Here is a 14,740-nt window from a genome sequence, read left to right as displayed (position 1 = left end):
GGTTCGTTTGTTATTATTAATGAGTTTACATCGTTTCCCCGGTTTTAGACAAGCATTTTTTCTCGATTGTCGGTTTTCCGGGCACAATCGTGATGAGATGAGTCTCTGCCGGCGCTCCGAGGCGAAGCGGCACTCCGGTCGTCCCGTAGCCATTGCTCGTAAACAACGCGGTGTTGTTGCGCCATTTGAGCCCTCCTTTCTCATACAACCCAAACGAAAACAACCGAATTTGCCCGCCATGTGTATGACCGCTTAGCACGAGTGAAATGTAGTGTTCCTCCCTCAGGCGGGCAACGATCGCCGGATTATGGCAGGCTAAAATACGGAACGATTGAGGCGGAACGTGTTCAAGCGCCCGATCGATATCCGCCTCCTTCCGGCTTACATCACCGACGCCGATGAGCGCGACCGGCACACCGCCGTGCTCCCATACTTTCGCTTTGTTTTTGAGCACATGGACGCGCTCTTCCTCGAGCAATGATTGAAGATCGTAGTCGACCTCGTCATCATTGTTTCCCCAGACAAAATAAACGGGAGCGACCGCTTGCAACCGGCGCACATTTTCGCGGACGCGCGCTTCCGGCACCCCTTTTTCAACTAAGTCCCCGCCAATCACGACGAGGTGAGCTTTTCTCCTCACTTCCTCAAGCATGCGAAACGAAACGACCCGCCGATGAATATCAGAAATAAAAAAAATTGTAAGCGGCGGGCAATGGTCGGGAAAATGAGGAAATGACAGCGTCACATGACGGACCCGGTTGCTGTGCGCTTCTTTCCACATATAGCCAAACAAAAACAGAAAACTAGTGATCACTCCCCCGATGAGCATACTTCCTCCTGCTAAAGCCGACCGCCTTCGGTCAGCCAGCGTTCTCTCAACGTCATCATACCATAAAAGAAGGAAAAAACGAAAAAAAGTGCCGCCGTTTGCCAATGAAACCGAAACGCCCAATAAAAATGGCTGAGCGCCGCCATGCTCATCAACCATTCACCAACACGGAACCGCCGGCCGGACAGCAGACGCCCGCTCCCGATGATCACCGTGCGGATAAGCGCCCCATTGGCGGCAGCGCCAAGCAAAAAACAAGCGAACGCCAACCATGTCCGCAGCGGGGAAAACAGCAGCCCTGTCAAAAACTGCGCAAGGGAAAACGGCTCAAGCGGCGGCAGCCAGCGAAAAAACAAGTAAGTGCACAAAACAGCGGCCATGACTGTCATCGATAGGCGGCGCATTTTTTCCTCCTTAAGTTTTATTCCTATAATTCGTCAGGCAAACAGGCATGAACGATACCCCTCTATCATACATATAGACTGAACTTTGCCAAAAAAGGGGGGGTTTGATGTTTACGACGCGCAAACAATACGAGCCGTATATTAGCCCGTTTGACCCGTGCCCGCCGATCCGTGTCAAAACGTACGTCACCGCGCCGAACTTATACGTCGGATTCCAGCCGCCAAACTTGCCGCAATTTCCGCTTCGCGAAGCATTAATGAAAGGAACGCTTTGGCAAGTGTTTTACGACCCGTATTACAGCCCTTACGAAACGAAGACAAAAGGTGATGGCTCATGAAACAAATGCCAAAGGAGTATTATGAGCAGCTCGAGGAGCTGCAGGCTGTCGACTTTGCCCTCGTTGAGCTCACGCTTTATTTAGACACCCATCCAACCGATTACCAGGCGATTCAACAATTTAACCAACTCGCCCAAAAGCGAAAGCAGCTGAAAAAGCAGTTTGAAGCCGCCTACGGCCCGCTGGAGCAGTTTGGCCATAGCTATTCCAACTACCCGTGGAATTGGGACGACACGCCGTGGCCTTGGCAAGTGTAGCTGATCCATCACGAGCGCAAGGAGGAATGGATCATGTGGATTTATGAAAAAAAATTGCAGTACCCGGTCCGCGTCAGCACGTGCAACCCGAGGCTGGCAAAATATTTGATCGAACAGTACGGCGGAGCGGACGGGGAGCTCGCTGCTGCGCTCCGTTACTTAAACCAACGTTATACGCTGCCACCGAAAGTGATCGGATTGCTAAATGACATCGGCACAGAAGAGCTCGCCCATCTCGAAATGATCGCCACCATGGTATATAAACTGACGAAAGACGCGACGCCGGAACAGCTGAAAGAAGCCGGGCTTGAGCCGCATTACGTCGACCATGAGCGCGCCCTCTTTTACCATAACGCCGCCGGCAACCCGTTTACAGCGACGTACATTCAGGCGAAAGGCGATCCGATCACCGACTTGTACGAAGACATCGCCGCTGAAGAGAAGGCGCGCGCCACGTATCAATGGATCATTAATATGAGCGACGATCCGGACTTAAACGACGGGCTCCGCTTTTTGCGCGAGCGGGAAATCATTCACGCGCAGCGGTTCCGCGAAGCGGTCGAGATTTTAAAAGAAGAGCGCAACCATAAAAAAGTCTTTTAATTTTCATCTAAACACATCCCCCGCTTTGCAAAGCAGAAGGAAAGCGGGGGATCACCATGACTGCGGATTCGATCGTTCCTTCAAAACAGAAGGAAGCACAAAAGTTTCCCCGTGCACGGCTGCAACAAGCCGCCTGAGGCGTTCATCTCGAAGCACAGACAGGCCGCTTGCGCGAACGATAGCGGAACGGAAAAAACCATTCAGCTATGCTCATAATATAGGTTAATGTCGTATTCCCGCTTCAGCCACTCAAACAGCCGGTGACGCCCGTTCCACTGTTCTTCGTCTTTCCATAAATCGATGCTTTTTTGAATAATTTCGCAACGGAGGGCATGAAAATCATCTTCCGCCTTTTCGCTTTTTCCTTTGTAATAGACAGCGGCCCAATAAACGGTGCACAAAAGAAGCAGGATAAGAATGTGGACGGGCGCGGCAAAAAACCAGGCAAACCGTCCGCTCCACGTCGCAACGGCCGCCGCGTTGGCAATCACATAAAGAAGGAAAGCCGCCAAGCCGACAAATGAGGCGGCTTGCAAAACGGTCGTCCGCTTTTCGAGCCGCTCCCATTTTTTCTTTTTTTCAATAACCGCAAGCAACATTTCTTTTGTCACTTCATCGAGGGAAAATTCGCTCGGAAAATAGGCCATCGTGCTCTCCCCCTTGTCCTTTTCTATTGTCCATCCTATGCCGCTTTAAGCGGCGTTAGAACAAAGGGAAAAACACCGGCCGCCAATTTTTTGGACGGCGAGGCCGGACGGACTCAACGTTCTTCATGAAGCGGGATGCGCAGCGTTTGCCCCGGCTCAAGCCGGCTCGTTGACAAGCCGTTTTCCTTTTTGATGAACTCCATAGCGCTTGGCGTGCCGTAATATTTCATGGCGATGCTGTATAGCGTTTCGTTCGCCGCGACAACGTGGGTGATGATCTTGCCGTCCGTTTCATCGACCGCCTTTCGGTCTGCCGGCCGCTCCCGTTTCGATGTTTGACTAGCTGCCTTGACGTCCTCGACCTGAATGATGCGCACGGTCTCGCGGTTGCTGTTTTCCTCATGGCGGACGACTGTCACCGTTCCCGACTCCGAACGGACGTGGTGGATGGCCAGCACCGCCGCCGGCAGCGCCAAAAACAAAAACGCCAGCAGGCGGGCCGGGATGTATTTTCGCTTTTGTTCTTCTTTTTGCCGCCGTCTTTTTAGGCGTGACGACGGGGCATTGGCGCCCGACGCCAACCGTTTTTTCCGCGCCAAGCGTCCCGATGCTCCTTCCATTGATTCACTTCCCTTCCTCCTCTGTCTCTCCGCCTAGACGGATATGTAAAGCAAGCACAAAATCGATCAAAAAATGGGCGGTGACCGTCACCCATAAGCTGCCAGTCCGCTCGTACAGCACGCCTAGAAACAAACTAAGCAGGATGACCATGAGGAATAAAAACCACTTTTCCAAATACCGGACGTGCAGCACGGCGAAAATCACACTCGCGACCCAAAGCCCCCAATGCGTCTGTACGATGCCGCGAAACAGCCATTCTTCGGTGACGGCAATCAGCCCGCATAAAAAAAAGAGATGCAAAATGGAGCGACCGCGGAAAATTTTTTCATTCACCCCGCCGTCATCATGCCAGTCTTCCGGCAAATAGCGCATCGCCAAAAAATCAGCCGCCAACACGAGCGCCGCTGCACCCACCCCGTATAACAGCACATCGGACAGATCGAGCCGCCAAAGCCGGCGCCACTCGGCCCAATCGAACAAAAATAGCGAGGCGACGCCAGCAACGGCAAGCAACAGCCCTTGCGTCAAATAAAGATGAAAAAGCACTTCGCGGTCCGTCATATGTTGAATTTGTTCACTTTGCCGCCTCATCTTGCCGCCCCCCGCTGAAAAACATCCGCCATAACTCTTCGCGCCAGTGGCCGATCGGCGCCGCAGCCGGATGGCGGGCGGCGCGCATATAGGCATCAAGCCGCAGCCCGCAACCATCGCAGCAGACATCTGGCTTGTCCGTCAGCTCTTCCCCGAACGCGCGGACGACCGCCGCGCGCCGGCAGGAGGAGGTGTGCACCCAGTCATCCATTTCCTGCAGCTTTTTTCGCTTCCAGCGCCGCCGCGCCTCCATGGCCGCGGCCATTCTTTCATACAGTCGCTCCTTCAACTCAGCCGTGATCCGTTTGGACGCCGCTGTTTGTCCCCATTCTAAACAGTACGCCACGAGCCGTTTTTGTATGTCCGTAAATCCGCTCGCTTCGATGGCAGCCTTCCATTGATCCGCAGCGGCGTCTTCCGGCAGCCGCCGGCACCATTCGCGCAGCTCGTGCGGATCGGGAAGCTCGGCTTCGGCCACCGCCTGGGCGATGGCCCGGTCGCCATCAGCGTAAAACAGCACGGCCAGACTCGGCGCCCCGTCGCGTCCGGCACGGCCGATTTCCTGCACATACGCCTCGAGCTGAGCCGGCATATGAAAATGGAGCACGAACCGGACGTTTTCTTTGTTCACGCCCATGCCAAACGCGCTCGTACAGCAAACGAGATCGAGCTGGCCGTATAAAAATTGCTGCTGCACGAGCAGCCGCTGCTCCCCATCCATGCCAGCGTGGTAGTACGCCACCCGCCCTGCCCCGCTTCGCTCAAGGCGGCGCGCCATTTCTTCCGCCCATTGACGGCTTGAAAAGTAAACGATTCCCGGCCCTTCAAGCCGCCCCGCATATTCAACTAAGCGCGCGGCTTTTTCTTCAGCCGATAAGCAATGCTCGACTTTTAAGGCGATGTTCGGGCGGTCAACAGAATAAATATGAAGGCGGGCGCGCTCCATTCCAAGCGTGCGGATGATATCATCGCGCACCTCCGGCGGCGCCGTCGCCGTCAGCGCCAAGCACGGCGGAGAACCGAGCGCGCGCCGGACCGCCCCGAGTTTTAAAAAGTCGGGGCGGAAATCATACCCCCATTGGGAAATGCAATGCGCTTCATCAACAACAAATAAGGAAATGCGCGCGCGCCCGAGCGCCGCCAAAAATTTAGCCGATTGCAGCATTTCCGGCGAAGCGTAAATGAAACGAAAATCGGGCAGCGAGGCGAGAGCCTGCCATTTTTCTTCCGCATCGAGCAAGCTATGGAAAGCAATCACCCGCTTTTCCCCGCGCCGGCGCAGCTGTTCGACTTGATCTTCCATGAGCGAGACAAGCGGCGAAACGATAAGCACGCTTCCGGGGAGCAAATACACCGGCAGCTGATAGCAAAGCGACTTGCCGCTTCCGGTCGGCAGCATCGCCAACACGTCGCGTCCGGCGAGCACGTCTTCCACCACTTCCCGTTGCCCTGGGCGGAATGAGGCATGTCCAAACCGCGCATGCAAGATTTTTATTAATTCATCCAACGTCCCACTTCCTTTGCTAACACAAGGCGAATTTCAAAATAACTCGCCGCGCCGCCGAGCGCCTCGCGAATACGCTTTAACTTGCGCGTCCCGAGCGCCCGCGCCGCCGCTTGAATCGAAGCCGCCTTCTCGTCCGCCACAAACGGAGCGATCGAAAAGCCGGGCACGTTGGCGGCGATTTCGACAATATGATCCTCAATCGTACTCCGCTTTAGACGGCGAAGGGCGGCGATTTCTTCGATCGTTTTTCGTTTCTTCAGCCATTCGTACGTTTTTTGCGCCGATTGCGTCAGCTGCACCGGCACGAGCCCAGCCATCATCTCCGCCATCAGCGGAGCGCGTCCGGCTTCGGCCTCCGCCATCATATAATGAAGAACGTTGCGAAATTGAAACTGCACATAAAGCGCATCCGTTTGCAAATAGGCGGCGATTTGCTCCGCCGTCCAGCCGATGCGCGCGGCGCTTGTGAGCCGCAGCGTAAACACCGTCGCTTCCTCCTCGGAGACGGCCCGAAGCAGCCGGATGAACTCGTTATAGAATGCGGCAGCGAGCGCTTGGCGTGAGCCGTTGGCGAGCACATAGTGCTTCACCCATAGAAGCGTTCGCTCATCGCGGCAAATCGGTGTAAAACGTTGCCCGTAAACGAGGTTGGATAACGTTTGACCAACGAGAGAGAGGCGCTGCCAAAACAGCTGATCGATCTCATGATAACGCCAGCCGTTCAAATGGCGGGGAAGCAGCATTTCTTGCCCGTCAAGCCATCGCTCCCCGGCCTCTGTCAACCTATACGTTCGGTTGTCCCCCGGCGCGGCCAACCGCTGTTCGGCGAGCGCCTGTGCAGCCGTTTCAAGCTCGGCCACCGTCACATCTTTCCACGTGCCAAAAAACGGTTCGAGCCGAAACCATTTGCTGTCTTGCAACGTTTGCGCCGACTTTTTCCCAGAAAATAAATGATACACCGCCGCCAGCGTCCGTTCGCCGTTGAAGCGGCGCAAGCAGTGTGCAAGCAAAAACGAGGCATAACCATGCCGCATCACTTGTTCCTCCCTCGCCTCTATTGTAACAAAAATCGCCCGGTTGGTCGGCATGAAAAATAGGCAATTTGGCATCGAAACGGCTGGCGAACACTGTTTCTCAATTTGAAAAAGATTGTCTGAGAGCAGTCTCTCCTCTGAAATCACCGGTCTTTTAGGCAACGAAAATAAACGACATGCATATGTGTAAAAATACAGGGGAGCAATTTTTTAGTTGAAATGCGGGACGAACGGTCTTATTATAAAAGTGAAAGTTCATTTCCGAGCAGGCAACACGGAGATGGCCCGTCCGTTTCCAATAAACTTGGGGAGGTTAGATCTTTATGCCAAAGTATACGATCGTCGATAAAGAAACATGTATTGCCTGCGGAGCATGCGGCGCAGCAGCTCCGGACATTTACGACTACGACGAAGACGGCATCGCCTACGTCACCCTGGATGACAACCAAGGAATCGTCGAAGTGCCGGACATTTTAATTGACGATATGATGGACGCGTTCGAAGGATGTCCGACCGAGTCGATCAAAGTTGCTGACGAGCCGTTTGACGGTGATCCGAATAAATTCGACTGAAATCCCCCCCTCTTGCCGATTGGCAAGAGGGTTTTTTAGCAGAAGCGCAAAAAATGCCATTCCATAAGTAGCGCATCTTGGGCGAACATGCTAAAATAAGATTGTCTTGTCCGCCGCTGACCGGTGGACAAGTTTTCGTGCATACATAACGAGCAAAAAAAGGAGGACGGGTTATGGCATTCGAAAATAAAATTGTCGAAGCGTTTATCGAAATTCCAACCGGCAGCCAAAACAAATACGAGTTCGACAAAGAGCGGGGCATTTTCAAGCTCGACCGCGTCTTGTACTCTCCGATGTTTTACCCGGCGGAATACGGCTACTTGCAAAACACGCTGGCGCTTGATGGCGATCCGCTCGACATTTTAGTCATTACGACGAACCCAACGTTCCCGGGCTGTGTCATCGATACGCGCGTCATCGGCTTTTTAAACATGATCGACAGCGGCGAAGAGGATGCGAAACTCATCGGCGTACCGGTTGAAGATCCTCGTTTTGATGAAGTTCGCTCAATCGAAGACTTGCCGCAGCATAAACTGAAAGAAATCGCCCACTTCTTTGAACGTTATAAAGATTTGCAAGGCAAACGGACGGAAATCGGCACATGGGAAGGGCCGGAAGCCGCCGCGAAACTGATCGACGAGTGTATCGCCCGCTACAATGAGAAAAAAAGCCAGTAATCCACACTACACGCCAAACAGGACGGAGACGGCGAAACCCCGTTTATTTCCGAACTATCTCGCTCATATCTTTTGATATGGGCGTTTTTCTTTTTCTAAACCCGAACATTCCTGCATAAAAAAACGTTTTCATTTGTATAACTTCTTCAGATCCCATTGACAGAAACCGTTTTAGTATGTTAAATTATCAGAAATTTAACATCTTCGAAAAAGAAAGGGGCACCGACTGTGTTTCGCGTACTCGTTTCCGACGCCATTAGTGAAGAAGGCTTGGCGCCGCTGCGCACATCAGCAAACATTGACATCGTGAAAAAAAAGGTTGGCGAAGTTGAAGACGAATTACACACGTTTGACGCCTTGCTCGTACGCAGCGCGACGAAAGTGACAGAAGAATTATTGGAGAAAATGACGAATTTGAAAATTGTCGGCCGCGCCGGTGTCGGCGTTGACAACATTGATGTCGACGCGGCGACAAAACGCGGGATCGTCGTTATTAACGCGCCAAACGGCAATACGATTTCTGCTGCCGAACATACATTCGCGATGATGGCAGCGCTTGTCCGCCGCATTCCGCAGGCGCACATTTCCGTCAAATCGCGGGAATGGAACCGCTCGGCGTTTGTCGGCAACGAGCTGTTCGGCAAAAAACTCGGCGTGATCGGCTTCGGCCGCATCGGATCGGAAGTCGCCAAACGGGCGCGTGCGTTTGGCATGACCGTGCACGTGTATGACCCGTTTTTAACGAAAGAGCGGGCCGAAAAACTCGGCGTCTCCATCCATTCGCTCGATGAAGTGCTGGCTTCCGCCGACATCATCACCGTCCATACGCCGCTGACAAAAGAAACGCGGGGGCTGCTTGGCGCGGAAAACTTGGCGAAAACGAAAAAAGGGGTCTATTTAGTCAACTGTGCCCGCGGCGGCATCATCGACGAACAGGCGCTCATTCCATTTTTAGAAAGCGGCCATGTCGCTGGCGTTGCCCTTGACGTCTTTGAACAAGAACCGCCGGGTGATCATCCGCTTTTGGCGTTCGACAATGTCATCACTACGCCGCACTTAGGGGCATCGACGGTTGAGGCGCAATTGAACGTCGCCACTCAAGTCGCTGAAGAGCTGCTCCACTTTTTCGAAGGGCAGCCGGTCACGTCGTCGATCAACTTGCCGGCCTTGTCAAAAGACGTCTATGAAAACATTCAATCATTCTATCATTTAGGCCGGAAGCTTGGCTTGATCGCGTCGCAGTTTATGAACATCCCGGTGCAAGAGCTGTCCGTCACCTATGCCGGCACGGTCGCTGATTTGGAAACGACGTACATTACGCGCAGCTTGCTCGCCGGCTTCCTGCGGCCGCGCGTCGCCTCTACGGTCAACGAGGTGAACGCCGCCATGGTCGCGAAAGAACGCGGCATTACGTACGGGGAAAAATTTTCCGATGAAACGCACGGGTATGCAAACTGCATTTCCCTCACTGTCCATGGCGAGAACAAAACGTTCACGATCAAAGGAACGCACGTGCCGAATTACGGCGACCGCATCGTCCACTTCGACGGGGTCGCCATCGACTTTGCCCCGGAAGGCCATCTGTTATACATCCAGCATCACGACCGGCCGGGGATGATCGGGAAAGTCGGGAACATTCTCGGAGCGCATGATGTCAACATCGCCACCATGCAAGTCGGGCGGCAAGAGGCAGGGGGGAAAGCGATGATGATCCTCTCGCTTGACAAACCGGTGGATGATGCAGTGTTAAACGCATTGGCGCAAATTGATGATATTGAGACCGTCAAACGGCTGGAGGCGTAGTCATAAAAAACGCAGGCTTCGAAATCGGAAGCCTGCGTTTTTTGTTCGTTCGCGGCGTCAACCGGTGAAAAGGCGGCCGCCGGCCCCAATCGGAGCCTCCCTTGCATAGCGCCGCGGTTTAGTCCGCTCGGCCCTAAAAACTATGCAGGCTTCGCCGATCGGAAACCTGCATGGTTTTCGTTATCTCATTCCGTTCAACCGAGCGGCACCGCCTTCCGCTCGCCTTTCGAGAACGTCATCAGCTCGGTGTAGCCGACGCTGCGGGCGAGTTCAACCGCTTTGTCAAAGTCGGCGCCGACATGTTCCGGCACGTGCGCATCAGAGGAAAAGACGATCGGAATGCCTTTTTCATAGCACATTTTCAGCAAGCGCGGGTCCGGGTACAGCTCGCCGACCGGCTTGCGCAGCCCGGCCGTGCTGATTTCGACGCACGTTTTCGAATTGGCGAGCGCCGTTGTCGCCCGGTCGTATTGTTCGAGCAAAAACTCTTCATCTTCTGGAACATATTTAAAAATTTTCACCAAATCAAGGTGGCCGATAATGTCAAATAAGTTCGATTCGGCAAGCGTCACGACTTGATCGAAATATTTGCGGTATGTATCATACAAATCGCGCCGTTCCCACTCGCGGCGATATTCGACTAAGTCGATGCCGAAATCGTCAACCCAATGAATGGAGCCGATGACATAGTCAAAATCGTACGCGCGGATGAACGCCGCCATCTCCTCATGCTTGCCTGGCGTATAGTCCATTTCGATCGACATTTTCACATCGATGCCGGCATCCCACGCTTCGTGGAACAGCCGGACGTAATCGTCCATATCGTAGCAGCGGCGCGCTTCCACCCACGGGTTGGACAAAATGTTCTTCGTTTGGTAAAAATGATACGCGTGTTCAGAAATGCCGAAATGCTCAATCCCTTTTTTCGCCGCCTCATCCGTAAATTGGCGCAAATAATCAAGCGTCAGCGTTCCCCGTTCGAGATGATTATGGTAGTCGGTCAACATCTGCCGTTCTCCTCTCCTGATGTTTTTCTCATTATAACGCATCACCGCGAAAGAGGACAACCGTTTTGTGAATATTCATCCAATCATCCGTTAGCGCCGACGAGAAACAACAGCCCGACGCATACCGCCACACCGGCGACCGCTAAAATCCGTCTCATGACATCATCCATTCTCCATCCCTCCTTCTCTTCTTCGTGCCATATATGTCTTATGTCAAAACGATCGTCGATAGAACAACACTGCGACGACATTAACGAAACTGTAACAAAATGACATCGCTGGAAAGTAGCCAAGAGGCGGCACCGGCCGCTATCGCCTGCTTGCTGTCAACAGTTCCGCGTTCGGGCCGGCCGGCACCTTGATCCGCTCCCCGAGCGGATATGGGCCGATGGCCGAGCGGCCATTGGCCGCCAACGTCACCTCACGTAAGCCGAACTCTTTTGCCGTCAACAAAATCGCTTCTGTCATGCGCACCTCATCCGCTATGTTCAGCGAGTCGGAAAAGCGAAGCGAAACGGCGGCATGGCGCCCATTGACATCGACTCGATCGACCTCAACTTCCGGTGGAATAGCCGGCTCAAGCCCGCGGCCACCGGGTTTTTTCATCCGCTGCACCGCCTCGGGAAACGAGCGGGCGTCGCTCGGAGCCGAAATAAGCACCACATCACCGAACGAAGAAAGGCGGTTGATATAATAAATTCGTTTTTGGCGATTTACCTTTGTCGCTTTCAGTTGTCCGGACGCCGATAGATCAAGGCCTTCTTTCGTTCCAGTAAAAAAGCGGACATGGCGCCCCCCCATTTGCCGCACGGTTTCCATCACCGCCACTAAAAACAGCTGCTGCTCCTCGCGGTCGGCGGCAAATATGCGATGGCGAGCCGGAACGTGCACCATCCAGACGCTTCCGCCGCCTGCTTCCGGCGTCATCGTTACACCATCAAGCCATTTAGCTGCGCTCCGCAGCGGAGAGCGGTTGAGCTCATCGAGCGCGGCCGCCAGCCGTTCTTCCGGGGCAAAGCGGCCGAAAAGTGGGACAGCCACCGGTACAACCATGCCAATTTTCCGGTCAGGCAAGGCGATGACGGCCGTGCTCGTCACTTCATTCGCCACGAGCGGCGCCGCATCAGTCGTCATCATCACTTCCGAGCGGGAAGAAGCATCGTTTGCTTGCCATGTCTCTGCGGCGGATGAGGGGGCTTCCTGTTGATCCGCCTGTTCCGGAATGATGAGGCGGGGACCAGCAACCACAGCCGCAATAAGCACCGCCGCCGACGCGGCCGCCGGAATCCAGCGCCGCTTCCAGCGCGCCGCCCGACGCGCGCGCTCCAACCGCTCGTAAACATCCTCTTTCGCACGGCGGTCTTTGACGACGGGCAGCTGTTCAAGGCCATGTTGGATGCATCGCTCATTCCAGTTGAGCTTTTTCATGTTGCCATCCCTCCCGTTCTGCCTCTTCCTCCATATAGCGCTTCAGCGCCTTTAACGCACGGTGTTGCGTCGTTTTCACTTTACTCTCCGTCCAGCCGAGCGCCGTCGCCGTTTCCGCAATCGACAGCGATTGAATGAACCGGAGGACGAGCACAAGCTGCTGATCGACCGTACAGCGCGCCAAACAGCGGTACATGAGCTGAATTTCCTCCTTTTGAATGGCGACCTCTTCCGGCATCGGTTCGTCAGCTCCGATCGACTCCTCGCTCCATTCCGGCAGGCCGGCCCATTTGCGACGATGCTTTTGCCGACGAAAAAAATCGATCGCCACATGGCGCGCAATGGACAGCAGCCACGTTTTTTCGCTGCATTGCCCTTTGAACCGCTTATACGAACGCAGCACTTTCACGTATACTTCTTGGACTAAATCTTCGGCATGCTCTCGATTCCGCACCATGTAAAACAAAAAATTAAACAAATCATCATGATACTTTTCATACAACTGTTCAAAGACGGGGTCCATCGTCCCTCTCCCCCTATTCTTTCCGCGGACCGCAGCCAAAAAAATCCCATTATCTTCATGATAACGGGTAAAAAGCGAAAAGGAAACTGTTTTTTAGCCAAAAACAACAGACGGTTACGGCTCGGCAAACAACGGAAAAAAGAGACGGCCAGCCAGCCTTCTTAATACTTGCTCTCCAGCTGGATCATAACTGATAAGCAAAGAGGTCGCCGGGCCGCCGGAAGCAAAAAGCGGCAGCGGGCATGCGCAGGCGCGCCACCGGCGACCGTTGGCGGCCAACAGCTGCGCCCATTCATAAAAAATGCCTTTTGAGCCGATAGGAATCAACTCGTAAACATACGGGGAAGCAAGAAGCTCGGCAACGAGTGAAAGCGGCGCAATCCATTCCGGGTGCGCCAACACGGCTGGGCCGACGAGCGGGCGGCCGATCACGGCAAACTTGGCCGCCTCCGGCGTGATGCCGATTCTCTTTTGTCCGCTCGCCACCGTTCCGATCGCCGTCACCCCAAGCGCTGACTGCACGGTGGCAAAATTCGATTCACTGCTGCCGGTAATCGGAAGATTAAGCCCCAGCTCGTCGCCCGCCCGCTTGATGCCGCGGCAAAGCGCTTCCCAACATTCATCGGCGATAAAGTTTTGCAGCACAACCGCCTTCGCTTCCGCCCCAACGCTGGCTAACTCCATCAAGGCGACGCGGGCGGCAAAATAGGCAGTTGTCTCGGCCGGAGCAAAAACAGCGTCGCCCGGTTTTTCCCCGACCGCCGCCGAACCGTCGGCAGCGATCGCTAGTTCAACGCCATCGTCAAACGGGAGAAAGAGCACATCACGCATGCGGCGCCCTCACCCCCGCTTTTGTCGCCAAGCGGACGACAGAAGGCATCACCGCCATGGCGATCAACACATTGGCGGCCGCAGCCGCCGACAGCGGCGGAATGATTGCGGCAACAAACGGCCAGCCGAACGAAACGACAAGGGGCAGCGGCGCCAAGAACACATTGCCGACAAAAAAGGCAGCGGCTCCGCCGAAGCGCCAGCCCCGCCCATACATTGCGGCAAACAAAGCGCTAAGCCCCGCCATTTCACAAGCAACAAGCCAATGGAACGGGCCGAGCGGCCAGCCGCCGACGTAGGCGGAAATGAAGTGGCCAAGCCCGGCGACCGTTGCTCCGGCGCGCGGGCCGAGAACAGCGGCGGCAACGAGCGCCGGAGCGCTGTCTAAAGCGATGCTGCCGACAAACGTCGGCAACTTGATGAACGATCCGATGACAGAAAGCGCCAGGCAAACAGCCAGCCAGGCAAAACGGCGGTTCATTGCCCTTCCTCCTTGTCGCGAAACACAATGGCGCTCCGCTCATACTCGACGTCGCCCACTCCTAAGCGCGCATTCACGACCCGGGCGGCGGCGAACAAATAATCCGACAGGCGGTTCATATACTTGAGCACGACCTCATTGATCGATTCCGCTTTTTGCAAGGAAACGATGCATCGTTCCGCCCGCCTTGTCACCGTGCGCGCCATATGAAGCGCGGCCGCCGCCTTCGAACCGCCCGGCAAAATGAACTTCCGAAGCGGCGGCGCCTCTTGCACGTACGCGTCAATGCGCTGTTCTAAAAACTCGACCATCTCCTCGGTCGCTTTATACGGCAGCTTGCCGTTGACGATGGCCAAATCCCCGCCGCAGTCAAACAGCTCGTGTTGGATTTTTTGCAGCTCGGCACAAAGATCGCGGAAACGCGCATCATCCGCCAATAAGGCGAGCGCCCAGCCGATGAACGAATTCGCCTCATCGATCGTTCCGTACGCCTCAACGCGCAAATGATCTTTGTCGACGCGTCCGCCGACTAAACTCGTTTTCCCTTGATCTCCCGTTCGCGTGTACAGCTTCATGTGTCCTCTCCC

Annotated in this window: 19 protein-coding genes; 6 read left to right on the top strand and 13 right to left on the bottom strand. The window is 54.6% G+C overall.

Translation table 11 applies throughout. The features are described 5' to 3' along the window. Window positions 1–25: 25 nt before the first annotated feature. Together IC803_RS05675 and IC803_RS05670 are read right to left on the bottom strand one after the other, a co-directional pair. Window positions 26–829, bottom strand: coding sequence for a metallophosphoesterase (locus tag IC803_RS05675; RefSeq protein WP_081209104.1), 804 nt, complete (start codon window positions 827–829; stop codon window positions 26–28). An 11-nt stretch (window positions 830–840) separates the two neighbouring features. Further along, a complete protein-coding gene (locus tag IC803_RS05670) occupies window positions 841–1,233 on the bottom strand; it encodes a hypothetical protein (RefSeq protein WP_081209106.1) in 393 nt (130 codons plus the stop codon). A 107-nt stretch (window positions 1,234–1,340) separates the two neighbouring features. Between IC803_RS05670 and IC803_RS05665 the strand changes: the two genes are divergently transcribed. From IC803_RS05665 to IC803_RS05655, 3 genes are read left to right on the top strand one after another with little or no spacing between them, the layout of a single operon-like run. Then, the gene (locus IC803_RS05665; RefSeq protein ID WP_012820740.1) at window positions 1,341–1,571 is read left to right on the top strand and encodes a spore coat associated protein CotJA; all 231 of its coding nucleotides are present in this window, start codon (window positions 1,341–1,343) and stop codon (window positions 1,569–1,571) included. After that, entirely contained in the window at window positions 1,568–1,828 is a 261-nt protein-coding gene (locus IC803_RS05660; RefSeq protein ID WP_012820739.1) for a spore coat protein CotJB, read from the top strand. The genes IC803_RS05665 and IC803_RS05660 overlap by 4 nt, the downstream gene beginning before the upstream one ends. A 33-nt stretch (window positions 1,829–1,861) precedes the next feature. Next, complete coding sequence (locus tag IC803_RS05655; protein WP_066230176.1) at window positions 1,862–2,431, top strand: manganese catalase family protein; 570 nt, start codon at window positions 1,862–1,864, stop codon at window positions 2,429–2,431. Window positions 2,432–2,631: 200 nt separating this feature from the next. Here IC803_RS05655 and IC803_RS05650 read toward each other — a convergent pair whose 3' ends face one another. The 5 genes from IC803_RS05650 to IC803_RS05630 all read right to left on the bottom strand — a co-directional run bounded on the left by IC803_RS05650 (window position 2,632) and on the right by IC803_RS05630 (window position 6,831). Next, window positions 2,632–3,078, bottom strand: coding sequence for a YpbF family protein (locus tag IC803_RS05650; protein WP_081209108.1), 447 nt, complete (start codon window positions 3,076–3,078; stop codon window positions 2,632–2,634). A 113-nt stretch (window positions 3,079–3,191) separates the two neighbouring features. Beyond that, entirely contained in the window at window positions 3,192–3,698 is a 507-nt protein-coding gene (locus tag IC803_RS05645) for a LysM peptidoglycan-binding domain-containing protein (RefSeq protein WP_081209110.1), read from the bottom strand. A 4-nt stretch (window positions 3,699–3,702) separates the two neighbouring features. Next, on the bottom strand, window positions 3,703–4,290 hold the full coding sequence (locus tag IC803_RS05640) for a CPBP family intramembrane glutamic endopeptidase (RefSeq protein ID WP_081209112.1): 588 nt from the start codon (window positions 4,288–4,290) through the stop codon (window positions 3,703–3,705). Next, window positions 4,274–5,797, bottom strand: a complete 1,524-nt coding sequence (locus IC803_RS05635; RefSeq protein WP_081209114.1) for a RecQ family ATP-dependent DNA helicase — start codon at window positions 5,795–5,797, stop codon at window positions 4,274–4,276. The genes IC803_RS05640 and IC803_RS05635 overlap by 17 nt, the downstream gene beginning before the upstream one ends. Then, window positions 5,785–6,831 carry a YpbB family protein gene (locus tag IC803_RS05630; protein ID WP_081209116.1) on the bottom strand — a complete coding sequence of 349 codons (1,047 nt, stop codon included), beginning with the start codon at window positions 6,829–6,831 and terminating at the stop codon, window positions 5,785–5,787. Before IC803_RS05630 ends, IC803_RS05635 begins: the two co-directional genes overlap by 13 nt. A 323-nt stretch (window positions 6,832–7,154) precedes the next feature. On the opposite strand from IC803_RS05630, the gene IC803_RS05625 reads away from it, so the two are divergent. The 3 genes from IC803_RS05625 to serA all read left to right on the top strand — a co-directional run bounded on the left by IC803_RS05625 (window position 7,155) and on the right by serA (window position 9,883). After that, window positions 7,155–7,403 (top strand): ferredoxin, encoded by a 249-nt coding sequence (locus IC803_RS05625; protein WP_008879661.1) that lies wholly within the window; start codon window positions 7,155–7,157, stop codon window positions 7,401–7,403. A 173-nt stretch (window positions 7,404–7,576) separates the two neighbouring features. After that, window positions 7,577–8,080, top strand: coding sequence for an inorganic diphosphatase (locus IC803_RS05620; protein ID WP_081209118.1), 504 nt, complete (start codon window positions 7,577–7,579; stop codon window positions 8,078–8,080). A 228-nt stretch (window positions 8,081–8,308) separates the two neighbouring features. Continuing rightward, a complete protein-coding gene (gene serA, locus IC803_RS05615; RefSeq protein ID WP_081209120.1) occupies window positions 8,309–9,883 on the top strand; it encodes a phosphoglycerate dehydrogenase in 1,575 nt (524 codons plus the stop codon). A gap of 194 nt (window positions 9,884–10,077) precedes the next feature. Here serA and IC803_RS05610 read toward each other — a convergent pair whose 3' ends face one another. The 6 genes from IC803_RS05610 to IC803_RS05585 form a co-directional block, all read right to left on the bottom strand. Continuing rightward, window positions 10,078–10,890: a histidinol-phosphatase gene (locus IC803_RS05610; protein WP_081209122.1), complete on the bottom strand. Its 813-nt coding sequence runs from the start codon at window positions 10,888–10,890 to the stop codon at window positions 10,078–10,080. 309 nt (window positions 10,891–11,199) lie between these two features. Then, window positions 11,200–12,318, bottom strand: coding sequence for a GerMN domain-containing protein (locus IC803_RS05605; protein ID WP_081209124.1), 1,119 nt, complete (start codon window positions 12,316–12,318; stop codon window positions 11,200–11,202). After that, on the bottom strand, window positions 12,296–12,841 hold the full coding sequence (gene sigX / locus IC803_RS05600; protein ID WP_081209126.1) for an RNA polymerase sigma factor SigX: 546 nt from the start codon (window positions 12,839–12,841) through the stop codon (window positions 12,296–12,298). The genes IC803_RS05605 and sigX overlap by 23 nt, the downstream gene beginning before the upstream one ends. Before the next feature lie 114 nt (window positions 12,842–12,955). Continuing rightward, window positions 12,956–13,672, bottom strand: a complete 717-nt coding sequence (locus IC803_RS05595; RefSeq protein WP_081209128.1) for an AIR synthase related protein — start codon at window positions 13,670–13,672, stop codon at window positions 12,956–12,958. Next, window positions 13,665–14,153, bottom strand: coding sequence for an ECF transporter S component (locus IC803_RS05590; RefSeq protein WP_081209130.1), 489 nt, complete (start codon window positions 14,151–14,153; stop codon window positions 13,665–13,667). Before IC803_RS05590 ends, IC803_RS05595 begins: the two co-directional genes overlap by 8 nt. Continuing rightward, window positions 14,150–14,728 carry a cob(I)yrinic acid a,c-diamide adenosyltransferase gene (locus IC803_RS05585; RefSeq protein WP_081209132.1) on the bottom strand — a complete coding sequence of 193 codons (579 nt, stop codon included), beginning with the start codon at window positions 14,726–14,728 and terminating at the stop codon, window positions 14,150–14,152. The genes IC803_RS05590 and IC803_RS05585 overlap by 4 nt, the downstream gene beginning before the upstream one ends. Between the last annotated feature and the right edge of the window lie 12 nt (window positions 14,729–14,740).

The sequence above is a fragment of the Geobacillus sp. 46C-IIa genome, assembly GCF_014679505.1.
In the GTDB taxonomy this organism is placed as follows: domain Bacteria; phylum Bacillota; class Bacilli; order Bacillales; family Anoxybacillaceae; genus Geobacillus.
This window is presented reverse-complemented; position numbering and strand designations above follow the sequence as displayed.